This window comes from Microbacterium esteraromaticum (assembly GCF_016907315.1).
GTDB lineage: Bacteria > Actinomycetota > Actinomycetes > Actinomycetales > Microbacteriaceae > Microbacterium > Microbacterium esteraromaticum.
Genome location: NZ_JAFBBS010000001.1, coordinates 2860868 through 2880843 on the forward strand (window position 1 = coordinate 2860868; position 19976 = coordinate 2880843).

The 19976-nt window shown below is 67.8% G+C and carries 19 protein-coding genes; 17 read left to right on the forward strand and 2 right to left on the reverse strand.

Going from position 1 to position 19976, the window contains the following annotated elements; genetic code table 11:
- Positions 1-3 precede the first annotated feature (3 nt).
- Genes JOE67_RS13595 through JOE67_RS13645 form a run of 11 tightly spaced genes read left to right on the forward strand, consistent with a single transcriptional unit; the run spans position 4 to position 11861 of the window.
- Positions 4-999: a GDP-mannose 4,6-dehydratase gene (locus JOE67_RS13595; RefSeq protein WP_204976060.1), complete on the forward strand. Its 996-nt coding sequence runs from the start codon at positions 4-6 to the stop codon at positions 997-999.
- Positions 996-2153, forward strand: coding sequence for a LegC family aminotransferase (locus tag JOE67_RS13600; RefSeq protein WP_204976061.1), 1158 nt, complete (start codon positions 996-998; stop codon positions 2151-2153). The genes JOE67_RS13595 and JOE67_RS13600 overlap by 4 nt, the downstream gene beginning before the upstream one ends.
- Complete coding sequence (gene neuC, locus JOE67_RS13605) at positions 2150-3319, forward strand: UDP-N-acetylglucosamine 2-epimerase (RefSeq protein WP_204976062.1); 1170 nt, start codon at positions 2150-2152, stop codon at positions 3317-3319. Before JOE67_RS13600 ends, neuC begins: the two co-directional genes overlap by 4 nt.
- Positions 3306-4412 carry an N-acetylneuraminate synthase family protein gene (locus tag JOE67_RS13610; protein WP_204976063.1) on the forward strand — a complete coding sequence of 369 codons (1107 nt, stop codon included), beginning with the start codon at positions 3306-3308 and terminating at the stop codon, positions 4410-4412. The genes neuC and JOE67_RS13610 overlap by 14 nt, the downstream gene beginning before the upstream one ends.
- The gene (locus JOE67_RS13615; RefSeq protein WP_204976064.1) at positions 4405-5049 is read left to right on the forward strand and encodes an acetyltransferase; all 645 of its coding nucleotides are present in this window, start codon (positions 4405-4407) and stop codon (positions 5047-5049) included. Before JOE67_RS13610 ends, JOE67_RS13615 begins: the two co-directional genes overlap by 8 nt.
- Positions 5046-6089, forward strand: a complete 1044-nt coding sequence (locus JOE67_RS13620; protein WP_204976065.1) for a nucleotidyltransferase family protein — start codon at positions 5046-5048, stop codon at positions 6087-6089. The genes JOE67_RS13615 and JOE67_RS13620 overlap by 4 nt, the downstream gene beginning before the upstream one ends.
- On the forward strand, positions 6086-6784 hold the full coding sequence (locus JOE67_RS13625) for an acylneuraminate cytidylyltransferase family protein (protein ID WP_204976066.1): 699 nt from the start codon (positions 6086-6088) through the stop codon (positions 6782-6784). The genes JOE67_RS13620 and JOE67_RS13625 overlap by 4 nt, the downstream gene beginning before the upstream one ends.
- The gene (locus JOE67_RS13630) at positions 6781-8238 is read left to right on the forward strand and encodes a hypothetical protein (RefSeq protein ID WP_204976067.1); all 1458 of its coding nucleotides are present in this window, start codon (positions 6781-6783) and stop codon (positions 8236-8238) included. The genes JOE67_RS13625 and JOE67_RS13630 overlap by 4 nt, the downstream gene beginning before the upstream one ends.
- A gap of 46 nt (positions 8239-8284) precedes the next feature.
- Complete coding sequence (locus tag JOE67_RS13635; RefSeq protein ID WP_338041618.1) at positions 8285-9199, forward strand: ABC transporter permease; 915 nt, start codon at positions 8285-8287, stop codon at positions 9197-9199.
- Positions 9196-9933, forward strand: a complete 738-nt coding sequence (locus tag JOE67_RS13640; RefSeq protein ID WP_204976068.1) for an ABC transporter ATP-binding protein — start codon at positions 9196-9198, stop codon at positions 9931-9933. The genes JOE67_RS13635 and JOE67_RS13640 overlap by 4 nt, the downstream gene beginning before the upstream one ends.
- Positions 9933-11861: a DUF6541 family protein gene (locus tag JOE67_RS13645; RefSeq protein ID WP_204976069.1), complete on the forward strand. Its 1929-nt coding sequence runs from the start codon at positions 9933-9935 to the stop codon at positions 11859-11861. The genes JOE67_RS13640 and JOE67_RS13645 overlap by 1 nt, the downstream gene beginning before the upstream one ends.
- A gap of 11 nt (positions 11862-11872) precedes the next feature.
- Here JOE67_RS13645 and JOE67_RS13650 read toward each other — a convergent pair whose 3' ends face one another.
- Together JOE67_RS13650 and JOE67_RS13655 are read right to left on the reverse strand one after the other, a co-directional pair.
- Complete coding sequence (locus JOE67_RS13650) at positions 11873-12229, reverse strand: DUF2304 domain-containing protein (protein ID WP_204976070.1); 357 nt, start codon at positions 12227-12229, stop codon at positions 11873-11875.
- A gap of 3 nt (positions 12230-12232) precedes the next feature.
- Positions 12233-12931, reverse strand: coding sequence for a glycosyltransferase family 2 protein (locus tag JOE67_RS13655; protein ID WP_204976071.1), 699 nt, complete (start codon positions 12929-12931; stop codon positions 12233-12235).
- A gap of 127 nt (positions 12932-13058) precedes the next feature.
- Between JOE67_RS13655 and JOE67_RS13660 the strand changes: the two genes are divergently transcribed.
- The 6 genes from JOE67_RS13660 to JOE67_RS13685 are packed head-to-tail and all read left to right on the forward strand — an operon-like array spanning position 13059 to position 19976.
- On the forward strand, positions 13059-14174 hold the full coding sequence (locus tag JOE67_RS13660) for a glycosyltransferase (protein ID WP_239528154.1): 1116 nt from the start codon (positions 13059-13061) through the stop codon (positions 14172-14174).
- 46 nt (positions 14175-14220) lie between these two features.
- Positions 14221-14832 carry an acyltransferase gene (locus JOE67_RS13665; RefSeq protein WP_338041619.1) on the forward strand — a complete coding sequence of 204 codons (612 nt, stop codon included), beginning with the start codon at positions 14221-14223 and terminating at the stop codon, positions 14830-14832.
- Positions 14829-15926, forward strand: a complete 1098-nt coding sequence (locus tag JOE67_RS13670; RefSeq protein WP_204976073.1) for an aminotransferase class I/II-fold pyridoxal phosphate-dependent enzyme — start codon at positions 14829-14831, stop codon at positions 15924-15926. Before JOE67_RS13665 ends, JOE67_RS13670 begins: the two co-directional genes overlap by 4 nt.
- Positions 15923-16909: a Gfo/Idh/MocA family protein gene (locus tag JOE67_RS13675; RefSeq protein WP_204977088.1), complete on the forward strand. Its 987-nt coding sequence runs from the start codon at positions 15923-15925 to the stop codon at positions 16907-16909. Before JOE67_RS13670 ends, JOE67_RS13675 begins: the two co-directional genes overlap by 4 nt.
- 44 nt (positions 16910-16953) lie before the next feature.
- Positions 16954-18162, forward strand: a complete 1209-nt coding sequence (locus JOE67_RS13680) for a glycosyltransferase family protein (RefSeq protein WP_204976074.1) — start codon at positions 16954-16956, stop codon at positions 18160-18162.
- Complete coding sequence (locus tag JOE67_RS13685) at positions 18159-19976, forward strand: ABC transporter ATP-binding protein (protein WP_204976075.1); 1818 nt, start codon at positions 18159-18161, stop codon at positions 19974-19976. The genes JOE67_RS13680 and JOE67_RS13685 overlap by 4 nt, the downstream gene beginning before the upstream one ends.

Consider the following 19976-nt stretch of genomic DNA (forward strand, 5'->3'; position numbering starts at 1 on the left):
AGCATGAGAGTACTGCTCACGGGAGCTGACGGATTCATCGGATCGCACCTGGCGGAGCAGCTGGTTCGGGACGGACACGATGTGCGAGCCCTCGTGCTCTACAACTCGTTCGACTCCCGCGGCTGGCTCGACGGCATCTCCGACGATGTCGCGAGCGAGATCGAGTTCCTGCCGGGCGATGTGCGTGATCCCGCGCTGATGATGTCGGCAGTGCGTGACCGGGATGCTGTGCTGCACCTCGCAGCGCTGATCGCCATCCCCTACTCGTACGCGGCTCCGGATCTGTACGTGCAGACGAACATCCAGGGCACCCTCAACCTGCTCAACGCCGCACGCGCGGCGGACGTCTCGAGGTTCATCCACACGTCGACGAGCGAGGTGTACGGCACTGCCCGCTACGTGCCCATGGACGAGGGGCACCCGCTGCAGGGCCAGTCTCCGTACTCGGCCTCGAAGATCGGCGCCGACCAGATGGTCAAGGCCTTCCATTCCTCGTTCGGCCTTCCCGCTGTGACCGTGCGTCCGTTCAACACCTTCGGCCCGCGCCAGTCGGCGCGTGCGGTGATCCCGACGATCATCAGCCAGCTCGCCGCGGGCAAGCGGGAGGTGCAGCTCGGAGCACTCACCCCCACGCGCGACTTCACCTACGTTCCCGACACCGTCTCCGGGTTCACCGCGGCGCTCACCAGCTCCGCCGGGGCAGGCGAGGTCATCAACCTGGGCGTCGGATTCGAGGTGTCGATCGGTCAGACGTTCGATCTCATCGCGGAGGTGATGGGCGTCGACGCCGTCGCGACCGAGGACCCGGCGCGTCTGCGACCGGCCAACTCGGAGGTCGAGCGCCTGTTCTCGGACAACACCAAGGCTCGCGAGATCCTCGGGTGGGCGCCGAAGTACGACGGTGCAGACGGATTCCGGGAGGGTCTGCGCGCAACCGCCGAGTGGTTCACCGACCCCGCCAACCTGGCCCGCTACCGCACCGACGCGTACGTCGTATGAGCACCCCCGAGGACCTCGTCCGCACCATCCGCAGTGTCGTGGGCGACGAGCCCTTCGTCGGGCTGCACGTTCCCGACATCGGGGAGCTCGAGAAGCGGCGGGTCGAGGAGTGCCTGGACTCGACATTCGTCTCGAGCGTCGGCGCCTTCGTCACCGACTTCGAGCGAGGCATCGCCGATTTCACGGGGGCCGGGCACGCGATCGCGGTGTCGAACGGCACGTCGGCGCTGCAGGTCGCCCTGCAGCTGGCTGGAGTAGGTGCGGGTGAGGACGTCATCGTGCCGACGCTGTCCTTCGTGGCGACGGCCAATGCGGTTGCGCACACGGGCGCGCGGCCCTTCTTCGTGGACAGCGATGAGGCCACGCTCGGGCTTTCCGTCGAGGCGGTCGCAGACGTGCTGCGGTCGGCGCGCGTCACGTCCGAAGGTCTCATGAATGCGGTAACCGGTCGTCGCATCGCCGCGATCGTCCCGATGCACACCCTCGGACATCCCATGCGCATCGCCGAACTGGTGTCGCTCGCGGCCGAGTACGACGTGCCCGTGGTGGAGGACGCAGCCGAGTCGCTGGGCAGCCGTGTTGACGGGGTGCACACCGGAACCTTCGGCCGCCTGGGCATCGTCAGTTTCAACGGCAACAAGATCATCACCACCGGCGGTGGAGGCATGATCCTCACCGACGACGACGAGCTCGCCGGGAGGGCGCGACACCTGACCACGACGGGGAAGCTCCCGCATCGGTGGGAGTTCGAGCACGACGAGGTGGCCTACAACTACCGGATGCCGAACCTGAATGCAGCGCTGGGGGTGGCGCAGCTCGAACGGCTGCCCCGGTTCCTCGCCGACAAGCGGCGGCTGGCAGCGCGGTACCACGAGGCATTCGCAGACGTATCCGACGTCGAGTTCCTCTCCGAGCCGACGGGAAGCACGAGCAACTACTGGCTCTGCGCGCTGCGGGTGAGCGGCGGCGTCGCGCGTCGCGATGCGATCCTCGAGGCGACGAACGACGCGGGCCTGCAGTGCCGGCCGTTCTGGAACCTCCTGCATGCTCAGGCTCCGTACCGTGGGCTGCCGCACGGCCCGGTGCCGATCGCGGAGGCACTTCATTCGTCGGTGGTGTGCATCCCGAGCTCCCCGGCGCTGGCGACCGCATGAGGACGATCGCCGTCGTCACCGGAACGCGCGCGGACTACGGGCTGCTGCGCGGACTGCTGCGGGCGATAGAAGACGATGCGCAGCTCGATCTGCGACTGATCGTCACGGGTACGCACCTCAGCGACGCCTTCGGCCGGACGATCGGCGAGATCCAGAGCGACGGGTTCGAGGTGGCCGCATCCGTTCCGATCTGGAGCGGTGTCGACACGCCGCTCGCGGCGGCCGAGGACATCGGTCGGGCTCTGCCCGGCTACGCCAGGGCTCTGGTCGAGCTCGCCCCTGACGTGGTCGTCGTCCTCGGAGATCGGCTGGAGGCCTTCGCGGCCGCCGCGGCCGCGACCATCCTGTCTGTGCCGGTCGCCCACATCCACGGCGGAGAGCTCACCGAGGGTGCGATGGACGACGCCCTTCGGCACTCGATCACGAAGATGTCGTATCTGCATTTCACGTCGACGGCGGATCACCGTCGCCGGGTGATCCAGTTGGGAGAGGACCCCGAGCGCGTGTTCTTCCACGGGGCGCCGATCGTCGACATCCTCGACACGTTCGATGCGATGCCGCGCGAGGAGCTCGAGTCGCAGTTCGGCATCCGGATGCCAGATCCGACGGCGCTCGTGACCTTCCATCCCGCGGTCATGGACGTCGCTCCCGCGGAGCAGCTGGCCGAGGAGCTCCTCGAGGGCCTGCTCGCGGTCGAGGACCTGCACATCATCATCACGGGTTCCAACTCCGACATCGGCACCGAGGCCGTTCGCGAGAGGATCGCGCGCTTCGTCGCCGAGCATGCGGAACGCGTCGACTACGTCGAATCGTTCGGACAGCGCGGGTACCTGAGCGCGATGCGATGGGCCTCGGTCGTCGCGGGCAACTCGTCGAGCACCGTTCTCGAGGCGCCGGTACTGGGGACCCCCTCAGTGCTCGTCGGGGATCGGCAGAAGGGCAGGCCGATCGGTGCGAGTGTCGCCGTGCCGGACCCCACCGCTGGAGCGATCACCGCGGCGATCCGTGGCCAGATCGCCGCAGCATCCGGTTCCGACGGCGACACCCCCTTCGGGACGCCCGGCTTCGCCGTCCGCACGGCGGCCACCCTGAGGGACGCGCGTCTGCCGAGACCGCCGAAGAAGACCTTCCACGACCTGCCGGAGGAGCAGCATGATTCGCACTGAGCACGAGGTGTTCGTGATCGCCGAGGCCGGCGTGAACCACAACGGCAGCATCGACGAGGCGCTGGCTCTGGTGGACATCGCGGCGGACGCGGGTGCGGATGCCGTGAAGTTCCAGACCTTCTCGGCCGACGCACTGGCTCTCGAGACGGCAGGACTCGCCGAGTACCAGCGTCAGGCGGTGCCGGAGCGGTCGTCGCAGCACGATCTGCTCAAGGGCCTGGAACTGACTCACGACGAGTTCCGCCGGATCCGCGAGCACTGCGGTGCACGCGGCATCCAGTTCCTCTCCACCGCTTTCGACCTGGCAGGACTCGACTTCCTCGTCTCCGAACTCGGCATCCCGCTGGTGAAGATCGCCTCGGGCGATCTGACCTTCGCGCCGATGCTCGTGGCGGCGGGACGCAGTGGCCTGCCGGTCATCCTGTCGACAGGGATGGCCGACGTGCAGGAGATCTCGCGGGCACTGCGCTTCATCGCCGCCGGCGTGCAGCAGCACGACGGCAGGATCCCCCGCGACGCGCGTCTCACCGATGATGTGCTGGCGGATGCCTGGGAGCACCGCGACGACGTGCGCCCCTTCGCTGAGCACGTCACGATCCTGCACTGCACCACGGAATACCCGGCGGCCGATGAGCAGCTGAACCTCCGCGCTCTGCAGACGATCGCGACCACGTTCGGACACAGGATCAGCTATTCGGATCACTCGCTCGGCTCGCTGGCCTCCGTCATCGCCGTCGGACTGGGCGCTACCGTCATCGAGAAGCACTTCACACGCGACACCACCGCAGAGGGACCCGATCACGCGGCGTCGCTGACTCCGGAAGGACTCGAGCACCTCGTGAAGGAGGTGCGTCGCACCGGCGTGATGCTCGGCTCGCCAGAGAAGAAGGCGCAGTCCGTCGAGGAGGGCAACCGCGCAGTGGTGCGGCGCAGCCTGGTCGCGGCGCGGGACCTGACGGCGGGCGAGCTGATCGGCGAGGCCGATGTCGTGTGCTTCCGGCCGGCATCCGGACGAACATCGTTCGACTTCTGGGAGGTGGTCGGGGCACCCGCCCACCGCGACTACCGCCGTGGTGAGCTCATCGATGACTGAGCTGATCCTTCTCGGCGGAGGCGGGCACGCCAGATCTGTTCTCGCGGCGCTGCGCGAGCAGGGCAGGACCGTGCTCGGCCACCTCGCACCGCAGCCGGGAGACCTCGGCGACGACTGCCCGCACCTCGGCGATGACGAGTCGATGGACGCCTTCGACCCCGGCGCCGTCCTGTTCGTGAACGGGCTGGGCTCGGTAGCCTCCACCGACTCCAGACGCGCGCTGCACGAGAGGGCGGTGCGACGAGGCTTCCGAGCGGCGCGGGTCGTGCACCCGCGGGCATTCGTCGATCCCGGTGCGCGCCTGGGCGACGGCGTGCAGGTGCTCGCCGGAGCCATCGTCAACGTGGGGGCGGTCGTCGAGGAGGGCGCCCTGATCAACACCGGCGCGATCATCGAGCACGATGTGGTCGTCGGCGCCCATTCGCACGTATCGCCTGGAGCCGTCATCGCCGGAGGCGTCCGCATCGGAGACGGTGCGCATGTCGGTCTCGGCGCCCGCGTGATCCAGGGGGTGAGCGTGGGTTCCGGTAGCCTCATCGGGGCCGGCGCTGTCGTCATCGAGGACGTGCCCGAAGGGGCGGTGGTCGTCGGCGTCCCAGCCAGGGCGATCGCATCCGAGAAGAAGGGGCCGGCATGACCTCGAGCACCGATCTGTCCGTGCGCCCCGGCACGAGCATCCGCGACGCACTCTCCCGGCTCGACCGCAGCAGAGGCCAGGTGGTCTTCGTGGAGGATGCCGATGGTCGCCTCGTGGGCGCGGTCAGTGACGGCGACATCCGGCGGGGACTGCTGGCCGGCGCGACCCTCGAGGACGCGGTCGACCGGGTCATGAACATCTCCCCGGCCACCGTTCCGCCCACGGCGACGCAGGAGGCCGTCGACGAGCTGAAGGCCACGCGCGGCATCCGGGTCGTCGCCGTCGTCGACGACGGCCGCATCGTCGACATCGTCGGGGAGGGCGAGCGCATCGCCACGCCCCTGCCCACTCCTGTCGTCCTCATGGCCGGAGGGCGGGGTCAGAGGCTGTATCCGATCACCAAGGACATTCCGAAGCCGCTCGTGCCCCTGGGGGAGACCCCCATGATCGACATCATCCTCGGACGCCTGCACGGCCAGGGATTCCGCAGGGTGCACGTGTCGGTGAATCACCTCGGTCACCTCATCGAGGAGCACCTCGGTGACGGCAGCCGGCACGGTCTGGACATCACCTATCTGCACGAGCCGATGCCGCTCGGCACGGCCGGTGCGATGGCCCAGCTCCGCGACCAGATCGACTCGCCCTTCGTCGTGATGAACTCCGATCTGCTGACCGACGTCGACCTGCGCCGGATGCTGGGGTTCCACCGCGACGCCGCGGCCCATGCGACCATCGGCGCACGCGAGTACGGCTTCGAGATCCCCTATGGCGTGATCCGCCGAGACGGGCACCGGGTGACGGGCCTGGCGGAGAAGCCGTACCACAGCGAGCTCGTCAGCGCGGGCATCTACGTGATCGATCCGTCGGCGCTGCAGCTGCTCGAGCACGACGAGTACTGCGACATGCCCACGCTGCTGTCGCGGTTGATGGACGACGGCAGGTCGGTCACCGCATACGAGATCCACGAGGAGTGGATCGACGTGGGGCGGCCCGAGGACCTGGAGCGCGCCAGGGTGGCGTGGGAACGGAGAGGTCGATGAGAATCTGCACGATCACGGTGCGCGCCGGTTCGAAGGGAGTGCCGGGTAAGAACCTGCGCCTGGTCGCGGGCCGTCCGATGTTCGGGCACTCGGTCGCGCAGGCGGCGGCGACCGGCCTCTTCGACGAGATCGTCGTCTCCAGCGATTCGGAGGAGATCCTCTCCCTGGCGCCCCGGTTCGGCGCCACGGGCGTCGTGCGCCGCCCAGCCGAGATGGCCACGGACACCGCGGGCAAGGTGCCCGCCATCGCGCACGCCGTGAGCACCACGGAGCAGCGCACCGGAGAGACCTATGACGTCTGCGTCGACCTCGACGCCACCAGCCCTCTGCGGACGGTCGACGACATCCGCGTCGCCGTGCGCATGTTCGAGGAATCCGGTGCTGAGTCGCTGATCACCGGCGCCGAGGCCCGTCGCAATCCGTACTTCAACCTGGTCGAAGAGCAGCCGGACGGCACGGTCGCCGTCAGCAAGCAGCCCGATGATGCGGTTCTGCGACGCCAGGACGCGCCGCGCTGCTTCGACATGAACGGGTCCATCTACGTCTGGCGGCGGGCGTCGCTGCTGGAGGATCAGGTCGTGTTCCTCCCGTCGACGATCCTGTACGAGATGCCCGCGGAGCGGTCGATCGACGTGGACAGCGAATTCGACTTCCGCATCGTCGAATGGCTCATGGAGCAGCGGGAGGACCTGTGAGCTCCTCGGGGGCGTCCGACCGACGCGGCCCGGCCGTGCGTGCGCTGCTGGAGCTGGAGGATGCCTGCCCCGACGAGCTCTTCGAGACGCTGCCCGGTGCCACGGTCCCGCTGTGGGCGATCGTCCGGATGCGCTTCGCCTGGGCGCTCTCGGAGGCGCAGACCGGGAGCGTGGATGTCACGTCCGACAACTGGTCGCGCCGGGCCGAGGCGCGGCGGCTGGTGAAGGCGTATCTTCCGAATCGCTGGGATGCGGCCCGACGAGCGCGACCCCACGAGGTGCTCTTCTATGTGGGCGGCGGCACACTCGCCGCGAGCGACGGGCGAGCCCGTAACTGGCTGATCCACGATTTCGCAGAGGCTGCGGACGACGCGCTGGTGGTCCAGCGGCTCCCGCTGCCCGCCCCACTCGGCCCGCCCGAATACCGGCCCACTCTGAGCATGGAGGCAGGCATCGCGAGATCTCGGCTGCGCTCGCGTGGACAGCGGCCGTCCGACGAACTCGTCAGGGCTGCCGATCGTCTGCTCGGCCGGTTCGCCACCCATCTGCGCGTGCCCGAGTCGAAGGTCGCGGCTATCAGAACCCGTGTGCTTCGAACCGAGGTGGCCCGCCCGCACGAACAGGATGAGCTTCGCCGCATGCTCGAGCGCGTCCGACCACGGGTGGTGGTGATGGATACGGCTGCCTACACCTACAACGGAGAGACCGTGGGGCTGTTCAAGGACTTCGGCGCCTACGTGGCCGAGCCGCAGCACGGCTGGATCGGCCCCTCGCACGCGGCCTACAACTACGGCAGGGCCTTCCAGGATGAGCGGCTGCGCCGCGCGCTTCCCGATGAGGTGCTGACCTTCGGGCGACGCTGGTCCGACTCCATCAGCTTCCCCGGCGTGGCCACGGCCATCGGCAAGCCCCACCTCGAGCGGCTCGCCGCGAACGCGGGCCGTGAGCGGCGGCGCCAGGTGCTGGTCGTGTCGTCCCGAGCACGGCCGGAGGCGACCGACGAGTTCGTCACGCGGCTGCGAAGGGAGCTGGACGAAGGCTGGACGGTCGTGTTCCGCCCGCACCCGGCTGAGCGGGATGCCGCTGCTGCTCGCTATCCGCTCATCGCCTCTGCCGAAGGCATCTCGTTCGACACCGAGCCGGATGTATACGCGTCACTCGCGCGTGCCCGCGTCGTGGTCGGGGTCGCGAGCACCGTGCTCTTCGAGGCCGCGGCGTTCGGATGCGCTGTGATCGCGCGCGATGATGAGTTCGCTGAGAGGGTCATCGGGGACTCCTTCGGAGAGCGCGTGCAGTCGGCTGAGGCGGCGGCGCTGCGCATACGGGCCCTCGACGCCGATTCGGCTGCTCAGCCGGAAGCGGATCCTGCACTCTGGTCGCAGGGTGCCACGAAGAGATTCTCCGCGTGGCTGGATGGCCGCCTCCGGGCCGATCAGGAGGGTGTCATAGGATGATGACGTCCGCGACAGCGCCCGCTGTCGCCGCTGAGTGAGTGGGACCGTGACCGACACCCGAGATCTTTTCGACGTCATCCCGCGTGACCAGTTCGAGGTTCCAGGCAAGAGCCATGGGCTGATCGACGTGGTGCGCTGGCGTTATCTGCTGCGCTTGCTGGTGCATACCGGAGTGACCACCCGCTACCGGAACTCCGTTCTCGGCTGGACCTGGTCGTACGTGCGTCCGGCGGCGCAGTTCATGGTCTTCTGGGTCGTGCTCGGACTGTTCCTCAACATGAACAGGGGGATACCGAACTACGCCGTCTACCTGTTCTCCGGCATCGTCGTGATCAACCTCTTCTCGGAGGGGTTCAAGAACGCGACGACGTCGATCGTGGGAAACGCGGCCCTGGTTCGCAAGGTGTTCCTGCCCCGTCAGCTGTTCGCCGTGTCCGCCATTGCCGTTGCGTTCGTGCACTTCCTTCCGCAGGTGGGGCTCCTTCTGCTCGTGTGCCTGCTCATGGGGTGGGCGACGCACGTGTCCCTTCTCGCGGTGGGCGCCATCCTTGCGGGAATGCTCATCGTCATGCTGTTCTCGCTCGGCCTCGGATTGTTCTTCGGGGCGGTCAATGTGCGGTTCCGCGATGCCGAGAACATCGTCGAGCTGATGCTGCTCCTCGCCACCTGGGCATCCCCGGTGCTGTACGCCTGGACCATGGTCGAGACAGCTGTGGTGGAGAAGCTGCACTGGCCGTCCTGGCTCGTGGAGCTGTACATGCTCAACCCCATCACCCAGGGCGTGGAACTCTTCCACTTCGCGTTCTGGCTCCCGGTGTCCGAGGGAATGGGCGGAATGGTTCCCGTGCCCCCGGATCTGGCGTGGAACACGCTGTGGACCTTCCTGATCTCGGTCGGCACGCTGCTGCTGGGGCAACTGGTGTTCCGCCGTCTCGAGGGAAGGTTCGCACAGGATCTATGACAAGCAAGACGGCTGACAAGCCCAGCATCATCATCGACGGTGTCCGCAAGACGTTCACGCTCAACCATGCCTTCTCGTTGAAGGACACCGTTGTCGCATGGATTCGCAGGCGTAAGACGACCAGCACCTTCGCGGCGCTCAAGGGCGTCGACCTCGTCATCGGGGAGGGCGAATCGGTCGCCATCCTCGGGATGAACGGCTCCGGCAAATCGACCCTGCTGAAACTGATCTCCGGCGTGATGGAACCGGACGACGGCGAGGTGCTGACCCGCGGACGAGTCGCCGGTCTCATCGAGGTCGGCGCGGGGTTCCATCCCGAGCTGTCGGGGCGCGAGAACGTCTTCCTCAACGCCGCGATCCTCGGCATGAAGAAGGACGAGATCGAAGCGCGCTATGACGACATCGTCGCATTCAGCGAGATCGAGCAGTTCATCGACCAGGAGGTGAAGCACTACTCCTCGGGCATGTTCATGCGTCTTGCGTTCTCCGTGGCCATCCACGTCGAGCTGGACGTGCTTCTCGTCGACGAGATCCTCTCCGTCGGCGACGCCCCGTTCCGGGAGAAGTGCCGCCTCAAGTTCGAAGAGCTCATCGCCGCAGGCAAGACCCTCGTGGTCGTCAGTCACGATATGGAGATGGTGCGCGAACTGTGCACCCGCGGCGTCGTGATCTCCAAGGGCGAGGTCATATACGACGGTGAAGTCGAGGGCGCGATCGCGCTGGTGGACGCGTGATGGGGGAGTGGGTGGCCGCGCTGCCCGTGTCGATCGTCATCCTGCTGCTCCTCTTCGTTCCCGGTGTCGCCGCGTTGCGCGGTGCCGGGGTGCGCGGATTGGCGCTCTTCGCCTTCGCTCCGCTGCTGTCGGTCGCGGGGATCGCTGTTGCGGCGCTCGCACTGGGCGCCGCGCGGATCCCCTGGTCGCCGGTCAGCCTCGGCGCGTTTCTCCTCCTGCTCGTCGTGCTCGCGTGGATCCTGGGGCGCGTGCTCGGTCGCCCGGCGGATGACGCGGGCAGCCGCACCGAGACGCGCCGCTGGTTGCTTCCTCTCGGTCTCGGTCTGGGCGTCCTGTTCGGGGCGTGGAGACTGATCGCCTACATCCAGGACCCCGTCGGCATCTCGCAGACGAATGATGCCGTGTTCCACATGAACGCGATCCGCTACATCCTCGACAGCGGCAACGCCTCGTCACTGCACATCAGCGGAGTCATCGGCGGCGAGGGCTTCTACCCCGGGGCCTGGCACGCTGTGGTGTCAGCCGCAGTCGCCGTCACGGGCGCGCCGATTCCTCTCGCCGCGAACTCGTTCACGGTGGTGATCGGCGCGGTCATCTGGCCGCTCGGACTCGCGTGGCTGACCCGAGCGCTCACAGGATCGGCGCGCATTGCCGGGATCGCCGCCGTCCTCTCCGGTGCGCTTCAGCTGTACCCCCTCCTCATGTTCCAGTGGGGCGTGCTCTTCCCCAATGCGCTGTCGGTGGCGCTGCTTCCCGCGGCGGTGGCCGTCGTGATGGTGCTCCCGTTGTGGCATCGGCCCGGTGATGCGCTGCGATCGTGGGTCAGGGGCGTGCTGTTCGTCGGCATCGCGCTTGCTGCGCTCGCCCTGGCGCAACCGGCGGCACTGCCCGTGTGGGGCCTCGTCTGCGTGATCTGGTTCACGGATCGGCTGCTCCGTGCCCGGATCGGCCTTCGCCTGGCTACCCGGATCGCACTCATCGTCATCGGCTGGGTGGCAGTGGGCGTCGCGTGGCTGCTCCTCGCAGGAGGCACAGGCGGATCGCATTGGCCGCCCTTCCGTTCGAAGTTCGAGGCGATCGCCGACGTCCTCCTGAACTCTCAGCTGCGGGTCGCGCCGGCATGGGGCATCACCCTGCTGATGCTGGTGGGCATCTTCTTCGTCGTCCGAGCACCGGCACTGCGGTGGTTCGGTGTCGTGTGGCTCGCGCTGTCGGTCCTCTACGGACTGGTCTCGTCCGTGGGCATGCCGCTGGTCAGAGACGTGCTGCTCGCTCCGTGGTACGCCGACCCGTATCGTGTAGCGGCGTTCGCGCCGCTCGCGGTGATCCCGCTGGCCGCGCTGGGGCTGGATCTTCTGGTGGGCTGGGCCGCTCGCGCTCGCCGGCACGACGAGGGCCCGGTGCGGTCCGTCGCCGGCATCGCCGTCGCGGCCGTGGGCATGCTGCTCATCGTGTGCCTCAGACCGGTGCCGATGCCCGCATTCCTCGAGGGCACGTACGACGCGGAGTCGCGCTACATCACGGCCGACGACACCTACCTGAACGTGGATGAGCGTTCGCTTCTCGAAGCGCTTCCCGAATACGTCGAGCCGGGCTCACGAGTCATCGCCAACCCGAGCAGCGGAGCCGGGTTCGGGTACATGCTCAGCGGCGTCGATGTCTTCCCCCGCACCTGGTCGCCTCCGCGGAGCGCTGCCTGGGCCACCATCGCGTCCTCGCTCCGGGACGTCGGCACGGATGCCGAGGTCTGCGCAGCGCTGGATGCGTACGGGCACCCGGAATACGTCCTGGACTTCGGACCGGGCGAGAGGGCTCCAGGCCGATTCCGTATGCCCGGCATGACGGACTTCTCGGGCAAACCCGGATTCGAGCAGGTCGCCGAGCGCGGTGACGTGTCGCTCTGGCGGATCACCGCCTGCGCACGCTGACCGCACCTGCGTCAGTCGTGCGGGCGACGGCGGTCCGACTCGAGCTGCTCGGCCTCCAAAAGCGCGATCTTCCGTGCCAGCAGAGTCAGCTGGCGCTGCAACGCGATGTTGCGGCGGTACTGCGTGTAGACGAACGCCAGGAAGATCATGATGAGGCCGTAGAGGACGAGGTCCGTGCCGCGTCCGACGCCGACCAGGTTCGCCAGCCAGGACAGCCACTGCGGGAAGAGCACGGATGCCACTGCGACGACGACGAACAGCATCATGAGCAGTCGACGGATCGCCAGGTGGCTGTCGGCGCCCGTGCGGCGCATCATGAAGGCGGCGAGGACGACGATCGCCGTGATCAGGAGGATCTGGATCCACATGGGTCACCTCACCACCAGATCTACGAGGATGTTGACGGAGTTGAGCACGCTCTGACCTTTGGCCTTCGAGTAGTCGGTGTACAGGAGTTCGACCGGATACTCCCTCCAGGGGAGGCCGGTGCGACCCAGCTCCAGCACGATCTCCGTTGCATGCGCCATGCGGTCCTGCTTCAGATCGAGATGCTGAGCCGCGTCCCTTCGGATCACTCGAAGGCCGTTATGGGCATCGGTCAGCTTGAGGCTGGTGGTGAGATTCGTGACCCACACCGCCGTCTTCAGCACGACCTTCTTGATCCATCCCGGATCTGTCCTGTCATCGAGGAAGCGCGAGCCGAAGACGATCGCCATACCGTCTTCGCGGGCCAGGTGCAGCATGCCGAGGGCGTCTTCGATCCGATGCTGGCCATCCGCATCGAAGGTGACGATGAAGTCGCAGTCGGGGTGCTGAAGAGCGAAGGAGATACCGGTCTGCAGCGCGGCGCCCTGGCCGAGGTTCACGGGGTGTTCGACGAGGATCGCACCCGCCTGGGCGGCGGCCGCCCCTGAACCGTCGGTGGAGCCGTCGTCCACGCAGACGACGTGCGTGAACCTCTCTCGCAGCGCGGTGATCACGCCGCCGATCACCGAAGCCTCGTTGTAGAGAGGGATGACGACCCAAGCGCGATCGTCTGGGGTGTATGGCGCGGGAACGCTCGAGGACATGATTCCATTGTGTCAGGTGTGCTCGTGGACACCGTGAACGTACCGGTGAGGCGGAATGACGAGAAGACGACGCGTGGCGGTTGCGACCAGGCTGTTCACGCCCGAGGTCACAGCGGCGAGTTTTCGGATGGATGCTCTGGTTCGCGCACTCGCGGCGGAAGACGACGTCACGGTCCTGACGACCCGGCCCCCATCCGGCGCAGGCACGTCGACCGAGTATGGGCCGGACCGCGTGCGGGTCCGCAGGTGGCCGGTGCTCCGTGACGCCTCTGGAGCGATCCGCGGCTACGTGCAGTACATGTCCTTCGACGTCCCACTCGTCCTGCGGCTGCTGCTGAGCAGGTCCGATGTCATCGTGGCCGAGGCGCCGCCGACCACCGGATGCGTCGCCGCGATCATCGGTGGGCTCCTGCGTCGGCCGTTGGTCTACTACCCGGGAGACGTGTGGTCCGATGCCGTCGCCTCGACGGACGCGCCTGCGTGGGTCGTTCGTGTGATGACGGCGGTCGAGCGCTTCGTGATCCGTCGATCGGAGCGAGTGATCGCCGTCTCGCCCGAGGTGCGCGACAGGCTCGTGGCGCTCGGTGCGGCGGCATCCGCCGTGCGCGAAGTGGGGAACGGCATAGACACGGCCGTGTTCCATCCTGGCGTGGAGTCCGCGCGGGCTGACCGTCCGTACTTCGTCTACACGGGGACGATGTCGGAGTGGCAGCGGCCGGACGTCTTCATCCGGGCGCTCGCCGCGATTCCCGAGGCCGACGCGGAGATCCGCTTCTTCGGGCAGGGTTCTGCCGAGAAGGATCTGCGCGTGCTCGCGCAGGAGCTGCTGCCCGGCCGGGTTCATTTCGGAGGCGTCGTGCCGCCGCAGGCGTCCGCCTCATGGATCCGCGGCGCGGTCGCGGCTCTGGTGAGCATCGTGCCCGGCATCGGATACGACTTCGCTCGGCCGACCAAGACCTACGCGGCTGCGGCAGTCGGCACGCCTGTGCTCTTCGCCGGCCCGCGGACCGGCGCCGAGCTGGTCGGCTCGGCCGGTCTCGGAGAGGCCAGTGAGTTCACCGTCGAGGCCGTCGCCTCGGCGATGAGAGCTCTGCTCGCGCAGGCGGCCGACGGCACGACAGAGCGGATGCGAACACGGCGCGCGGAATGGGCTGCCGAGAACGTGTCCTGGACCAGGGTCGGAGCGCGGGCGGCGGAGGTCGTGCAGGGCGTCCTCCGAGGAACGGCAGACGCCGGCAGGTAGAATCGAGGGCGGTGCCACTCGGCGCCGATAGCGCTCAAGGAGCAGAGTGACTGAGAATTCCCGTGTGCGGATCGTGGACTCCGCCGACGTCTCCGCCGACGCCACGATCGGCGACGGCTCCTCCATCTGGCACCTCGCACAGGTCCGCGAGGGAGTGCAGATGGGACAGAACTGCATCGTGGGACGCGGCGCGTACATCGGCACCGGCGTCGAGATGGGCGACAACTGCAAGGTGCAGAACTATGCGCTCGTCTACGAGCCGGCCAAGCTCGCCGACGGAGTGTTCATCGGGCCCGCCGTCGTGCTCACCAACGACACCTACCCACGGGCCATCAACGCCGACGGCAGCCTGAAGAGCGCGCACGACTGGGAGCCGGTCGGCGTGACGATCGAGAAGGGCGCCGCGATCGGCGCACGCTCGACCTGCGTGGCACCCGTGACCATCGGCGCCTGGGCGACAGTCGCCGCGGGCGCCGTGGTCGTCAAGGACGTTCCCGCCTACGCCCTGGTCGCCGGCGTGCCGGCGCGCCGGATCGGATGGGTGGGGGAGTCGGGCGTCCCGCTCGTCGCGGGCGACGACGCAGGCACCTGGGTCTGCCCGGCCACGGGTGACCGCTTCATCGAGATCAACGGAACACTGACCAAGGAGGCCGCGTGAGCGAGTTCATTCCCCCGGCGAAGCCGATCATCGGCGACGAGGAGCGCGACGCCGTCGATCGCGTCATGCGCAGCGGCATGGTCGCACAGGGACCGGAGGTCGCGGCATTCGAGGCGGAGTTCTCCGCCCATTTCGTGCCGGGGCGCCCCTCGGTCGCGGTGAACTCCGGCACCGCCGGCCTTCATCTCGGTCTGCTGGCGGCCGGTGTCGGTGCGGGGGATGAGGTCATCGTCCCGTCGTTCACCTTCGCGGCGACGGGCAACTCGGTCGCGCTGACCGGCGGCACGCCGGTGTTCGTCGATATCGAGCCCGAGACGTTCACTCTCGACCCCGAGGCGGTTGAGGCGGCGATCACTCCTCGGACGAAGGGCATCCTGCCCGTCCACCTGTACGGTCACCCGGCGCGCATGCGCGAGCTCGAGAAGCTGGCTGCCGACCGTGGAGTCGCGCTGTACGAGGACGCCGCACAGGCGCACGGCGCCTCGCTCGACGGCCGTCCCGTCGGATCGTTCGGCGAGTTCGCGATGTTCAGCCTCTACCCGACCAAGAACATGACCAGCGGCGAGGGCGGAATGGTCACGACCGCGACCGACGACATCGCGCGCCGGGTGAAGCTGCTGCGCAACCAGGGCATGGAGCGTCAGTACGAGAACGAGGTGATCGGGTTCAACGCCCGCATGACCGACATCCACGCCGCGATCGGCCGCGTGCAGCTGACGAAGGTGGATGCCTGGACCAGGACGCGTCAGCAGAACGCCGCCTTCCTCGACACCAATCTGCAGGGCGTCGTTGTCCCGCCGGTCGCCGACGGAGCCGTGCACGTGTACCACCAGTACACCGTGCGCGTCTCCGAGGACCGGGATGGCTTCGTCGCGGCGCTGAAGGCCGAGCACAACGTCGGCGCGGGTGTCTACTACCCGATCCCGAACCACCGTCTGCCCTCACTGGCGCCGTACGCCCCGGGTCTCGATCTGCCCGTGACCGAGCAGGCGGCCAGGGAGGTCGTGTCGCTCCCTGTCCACCCGTCGCTGTCGCAGGCGGACCTCGAGCGCATCGTCACCGCGGTCAACACCGTCGCGAAGGCAGGCGCCTGATGGCGCTGCGCGCCGGTCTGCTCGGCGTCGGCATGATGGGACGTCATCACGCCCGCGTGCTGCGTGAGCTCGAGGGGGTGGACCTCGTCGCCATCGCCGACCCCGGCGGCGACCCTCATGGTGTCGCCGGCGACCTCGAGGTGCTGCCGGACATCGACGCGCTGATCGCCGCTGGCATCGACATCGCCGTCGTCGCCGTGCCGACTCGTTTCCACGAGGACGCGGCGCTGAAGCTCGCCTCCGCGCGCGTGCACACGCTCGTCGAGAAGCCGATCGCTCACTCGCTCGAAGCCGGTCAGCGCATGGTCGATGCGTTCGCCGCGGCCGGTCTGGTCGGAGCGGTAGGGCACATCGAGCGCTTCAACCCGGCGCTGCAGGAGCTGCGTCGCCGTATCGAGGGCGGAGAGCTGGGGGGGGTCTATCAGGTCGTCACCCGGCGCCAGGGCCCCTTCCCCTCGCGCATCGCCGATGTCGGCGTCGCAAAGGACCTCGCCTCGCACGACGTCGACCTGACGGCGTGGGTCGTGCAGTCCGACTACGACCGCGTCTTCGCGCAGACGGCCTTCAAGTCCGGACGCGAGTTCGAGGACATGATCACCATCACCGGGCGGACGAAGTCCGGGGTGATCGTGAACAACATCGTCAACTGGCTGTCGCCGATGAAGGAGCGCGTCACCGTCGTCACGGGCGAGAAGGGCGCGTTCGTGGCGGACACGTCCACCGGAGACCTGACGTTCTACGCCAACGGCACGATCCCTCTCGAATGGGAGTCCGTCTCTTCGTTCCGCGGCGTGTCGGAGGGTGACGTCACCCGGTACGCCTTCGCCAAGCGCGAGCCGCTGAAGGTCGAGCACGAGGCCTTCCGCGACGCCGTGCTCGGGCAGCAGACCGACGTCGTCACCATGGAGCAGGGGCAGCGCACCCTCGCGGTCGTCGAGGCTGCGCTGGAGTCCGCGCGCGCCGGGGAATCGGTAACCCTGTGACCTCCGACGGGTACCCCGTCGGACGCAGTGAAGGTGGATCTGAAGTGAGCGCCGCGGACAGCCGCACCGCCCTCGTGCTGACATACTCAGACGTCGCGTCCGACCCGCGGGTCCGCCGCGAGATCGACTGGCTGCTGGGCGACGGCTGGACGGTCGACACCCTGGGTCTCGGGGCAGACGGAGCCGCGGATGTGCGTCAGCACTTCACCCTGCGGGACCCGCTGAAGTGGACGACGGGGCGCCTGGGCACGCTTGTGGCTCACATTCTGCTTCCCGCTCGCCTGCGCTTCCGAGCGCTTCTCGTCTCGAGGATTCCGACTGAGCTCAGGGCCGCCGTGCGTGCCGGAGCCTACGACCTCATCGTCTTCAACGAGTGCGAGTTCACCCCGTGGGTCGAGGAGGGACGGGATTTCGGGCCTGAGGCCCTGCGGGGACTGAGGCATCTCGATCTGCACGAGTATCACAACCCCGACGTACGTCGGAACAGCCTCGGCGGGCGGATCACGGGCGCCCACTATCGTTGGGTGCGCGGTCACATCGCCTCCGACAGGTTCACCAGCCGAACGGTGGTGAACACGCCGATCGGCGAACTGTACTCGAAGGAGTTCGGCATCTCCGTGCCCGTCCAGGTGCGCAACGCTCCACCCTTCGTCGCCGGGCTGCAGCCGAGCACGGTCGATCCGGCAGAGATCCGGATGCTGTTCCACGGGCTGCCCAGCTGGGCGCGAGGGTTCGACGAGATCCTCCAGGCCATGCGCGAGCTCCCTGACCGATTCACGATGACTTTCATGCTGACGGCGAATCCCGCCGTTCACGCCAGGCTCCGCGCGGAACTAGAGACACACCCGGCTCGGGATCGCATCCGCATCGTTCCGCCCGCTCCCATGCGTGAGATCGCGCAGCGCATCAACGAGTACGACCTCGAGATCGTGTTCTACCGGCCGAACGGAACGTACAACATCAAGTACGCCATGCCGAACAAGTTCTTCGAGGCAGCGCAGGGACGTCTCGCGCTCGTCGTGGGGGAGACCCCGACGATGGCGCCCATCGTCCGCGAGTTCGGGAATGGCGTGGTCGTGCCGGAGTTCACCTGGGAGTCGCTGCGAGACACCCTCGCGGGGCTCGACGCCGAGGCCATCGCTGAGATGAAGACGAGGTCGTCGGTCGCAGCCGAAGCGATCAACTCGGCGTCCGAAGGAAGATCCTTCATACGGGCGATCACCGAGCACGGTGCACCGAGGGGTGTCGAATGAAGGCCAACTGGCGGCTCTACCGTGAGGTGCTGACCGTCCTCCCGCAGAGCGCGAGTCGATTCCTCGTCATGTACGCGGCCGTCATGGGTGCTCTGGCGCTCATGGACGGTCTGGCCCTCGGCCTCCTGGCAGTCGTCATCGCACCGCTGGTGAGTCAGAGCCCGGTCAGCCTGCCCATCGTCGGCACGCTCGAGGGTGCTCAGGTGCTGATTCCACTGGCGCTTGTCTGCGCGCTGATCGTGCTCAAGGGAGCAGGAGCCCTGACTCTCCAGTGGGTCGCGACCCGCCGATTCTCTCGGTACGAGCTCGAACTCGGGGTCCGGGTCTTCGACGGATACATCCGAGCGCCGTGGGTCGAACGACTCCGACGGAACTCATCGGATCTCGTGCGGATCAGCGACGGCAGCGTGAGCACCACGATCTCGGGATTCCTGCTGCCAGGAGCCTCGCTGATCGGCGAGTTCATGAGCTTCCTCTCCTTGATACTCGTGCTCGCATTCGCTCAACCCTTCGTCGGCGTCGTGACGCTCGTCTATCTCGGTCTGATCGCTCTGCTGCTGCAGTTCCAGATCTCCCGACGGGCCAAGCAGGCAGGGCAGGTCGCGCTGCGATACTCCATGCGCTCATCACGGCTCATCACGGAGATGATCGGCGCTCTCAAGGAGATCACTCTGCGCGGCAGCGCCGCCGAAGTCGCGGAGGTCGTGCGCTCGAACCGGGCGCGGTCGACGCGCGCCCGCGCGAACTCGCAGTTCCTGGCGCAGATCCCCCGGTACGTGCTCGACGTCGCTCTGATCGGCGGTTTCCTCGTGGTGGGCGCCGCCGGATTCATCACCGGCGGGGGCGATGTCACCGGCGCTATCGGCTCGATCGCCCTGTTCGGCCTGGCAGGCTTCCGGCTGGCACCGTCTCTGGTCCGGTTCCAGGGCGTCCTGCAGCAGCTGCACGTCAGCGCGCCGCATGCGAGAGCGGTCGTGGACGAGGTGCGGCGAGGCGATCGCTACACCGAGGTCGCCAACGCGAAGGACACGGGGGTCATCCCCGCTCGACCGAAGGCTCTTCAGCTGCGCGGTGTCAGCTTCCGGTACGCGCCCGAGGCTGCCGATGCTGTGCGCGACGTGACGCTGGACATCCCGTTCGGGTCGCAGGTGGCGTTCGTGGGAGCGTCGGGTGCGGGCAAGTCGACGATGATCGATCTGCTGCTCGGACTGGTCGATCCCACCAGCGGATCCATCGAGGTCGACGGGGTGCCGCTGCGGTCGGTGCTGAATGCCTGGCGCTCGCAGATCTCCTACGTCCCCCAGGAGGTATCGCTGTTCGATGCGACGGTGGCGCAGAACGTGGCGCTCACCTGGCGGGCGGACTTCGACCGCGATCGGGTGACGACGGCGCTCGACCGCGCCCAGCTGCTTCCGCTTATCCAGGCACGCGAAGGCGGGATCGACGGCCGCATCGGGGAGCGCGGCCTCGCCCTCTCCGGAGGACAGCGGCAGCGGCTCGGCATCGCCAGGGCGATGTACAACGATCCGCAGGTGCTGGTCATGGATGAGGCGACGAGCGCTCTGGACACCGCGACGGAGGCTGCTGTCACCAGGGCGATCGAAGAGCTGCGCGGCCGCGTCACCACGATCACCGTCGCCCATCGGCTCTCGACCATCCGCAACGCGGACATCGTGTTCTTCATGCGCGACGGCGAGGTCGCAGCGTCCGGCTCCTTCGAGCAGGTCGTGGCGGCCGAACCCGAGTTCGCGCTGCAGGCGGCCCTTGCGGGATTGATCGATCCGGACAAGGGAGTGGTCGATCAGGATGCCTGA

Coding starts and splice junctions, on each gene's coding strand:
- JOE67_RS13655 (WP_204976071.1), bottom strand. CDS start 12,931: ATGTCCTCGAGCGTTCCCGCGCCATACACCCCAGACGATCGCGCTTGG.
- JOE67_RS13620 (WP_204976065.1), top strand. CDS start 5,046: ATGACCTCGAGCACCGATCTGTCCGTGCGCCCCGGCACGAGCATCCGC.
- JOE67_RS13625 (WP_204976066.1), top strand. CDS start 6,086: ATGAGAATCTGCACGATCACGGTGCGCGCCGGTTCGAAGGGAGTGCCG.
- JOE67_RS13645 (WP_204976069.1), top strand. CDS start 9,933: ATGGGGGAGTGGGTGGCCGCGCTGCCCGTGTCGATCGTCATCCTGCTG.
- neuC (WP_204976062.1), top strand. CDS start 2,150: ATGAGGACGATCGCCGTCGTCACCGGAACGCGCGCGGACTACGGGCTG.
- JOE67_RS13660 (WP_239528154.1), top strand. CDS start 13,059: ATGGATGCTCTGGTTCGCGCACTCGCGGCGGAAGACGACGTCACGGTC.
- JOE67_RS13600 (WP_204976061.1), top strand. CDS start 996: ATGAGCACCCCCGAGGACCTCGTCCGCACCATCCGCAGTGTCGTGGGC.
- JOE67_RS13650 (WP_204976070.1), bottom strand. CDS start 12,229: ATGTGGATCCAGATCCTCCTGATCACGGCGATCGTCGTCCTCGCCGCC.
- JOE67_RS13615 (WP_204976064.1), top strand. CDS start 4,405: ATGACTGAGCTGATCCTTCTCGGCGGAGGCGGGCACGCCAGATCTGTT.
- JOE67_RS13685 (WP_204976075.1), top strand. CDS start 18,159: ATGAAGGCCAACTGGCGGCTCTACCGTGAGGTGCTGACCGTCCTCCCG.
- JOE67_RS13595 (WP_204976060.1), top strand. CDS start 4: ATGAGAGTACTGCTCACGGGAGCTGACGGATTCATCGGATCGCACCTG.
- JOE67_RS13640 (WP_204976068.1), top strand. CDS start 9,196: ATGACAAGCAAGACGGCTGACAAGCCCAGCATCATCATCGACGGTGTC.
- JOE67_RS13610 (WP_204976063.1), top strand. CDS start 3,306: ATGATTCGCACTGAGCACGAGGTGTTCGTGATCGCCGAGGCCGGCGTG.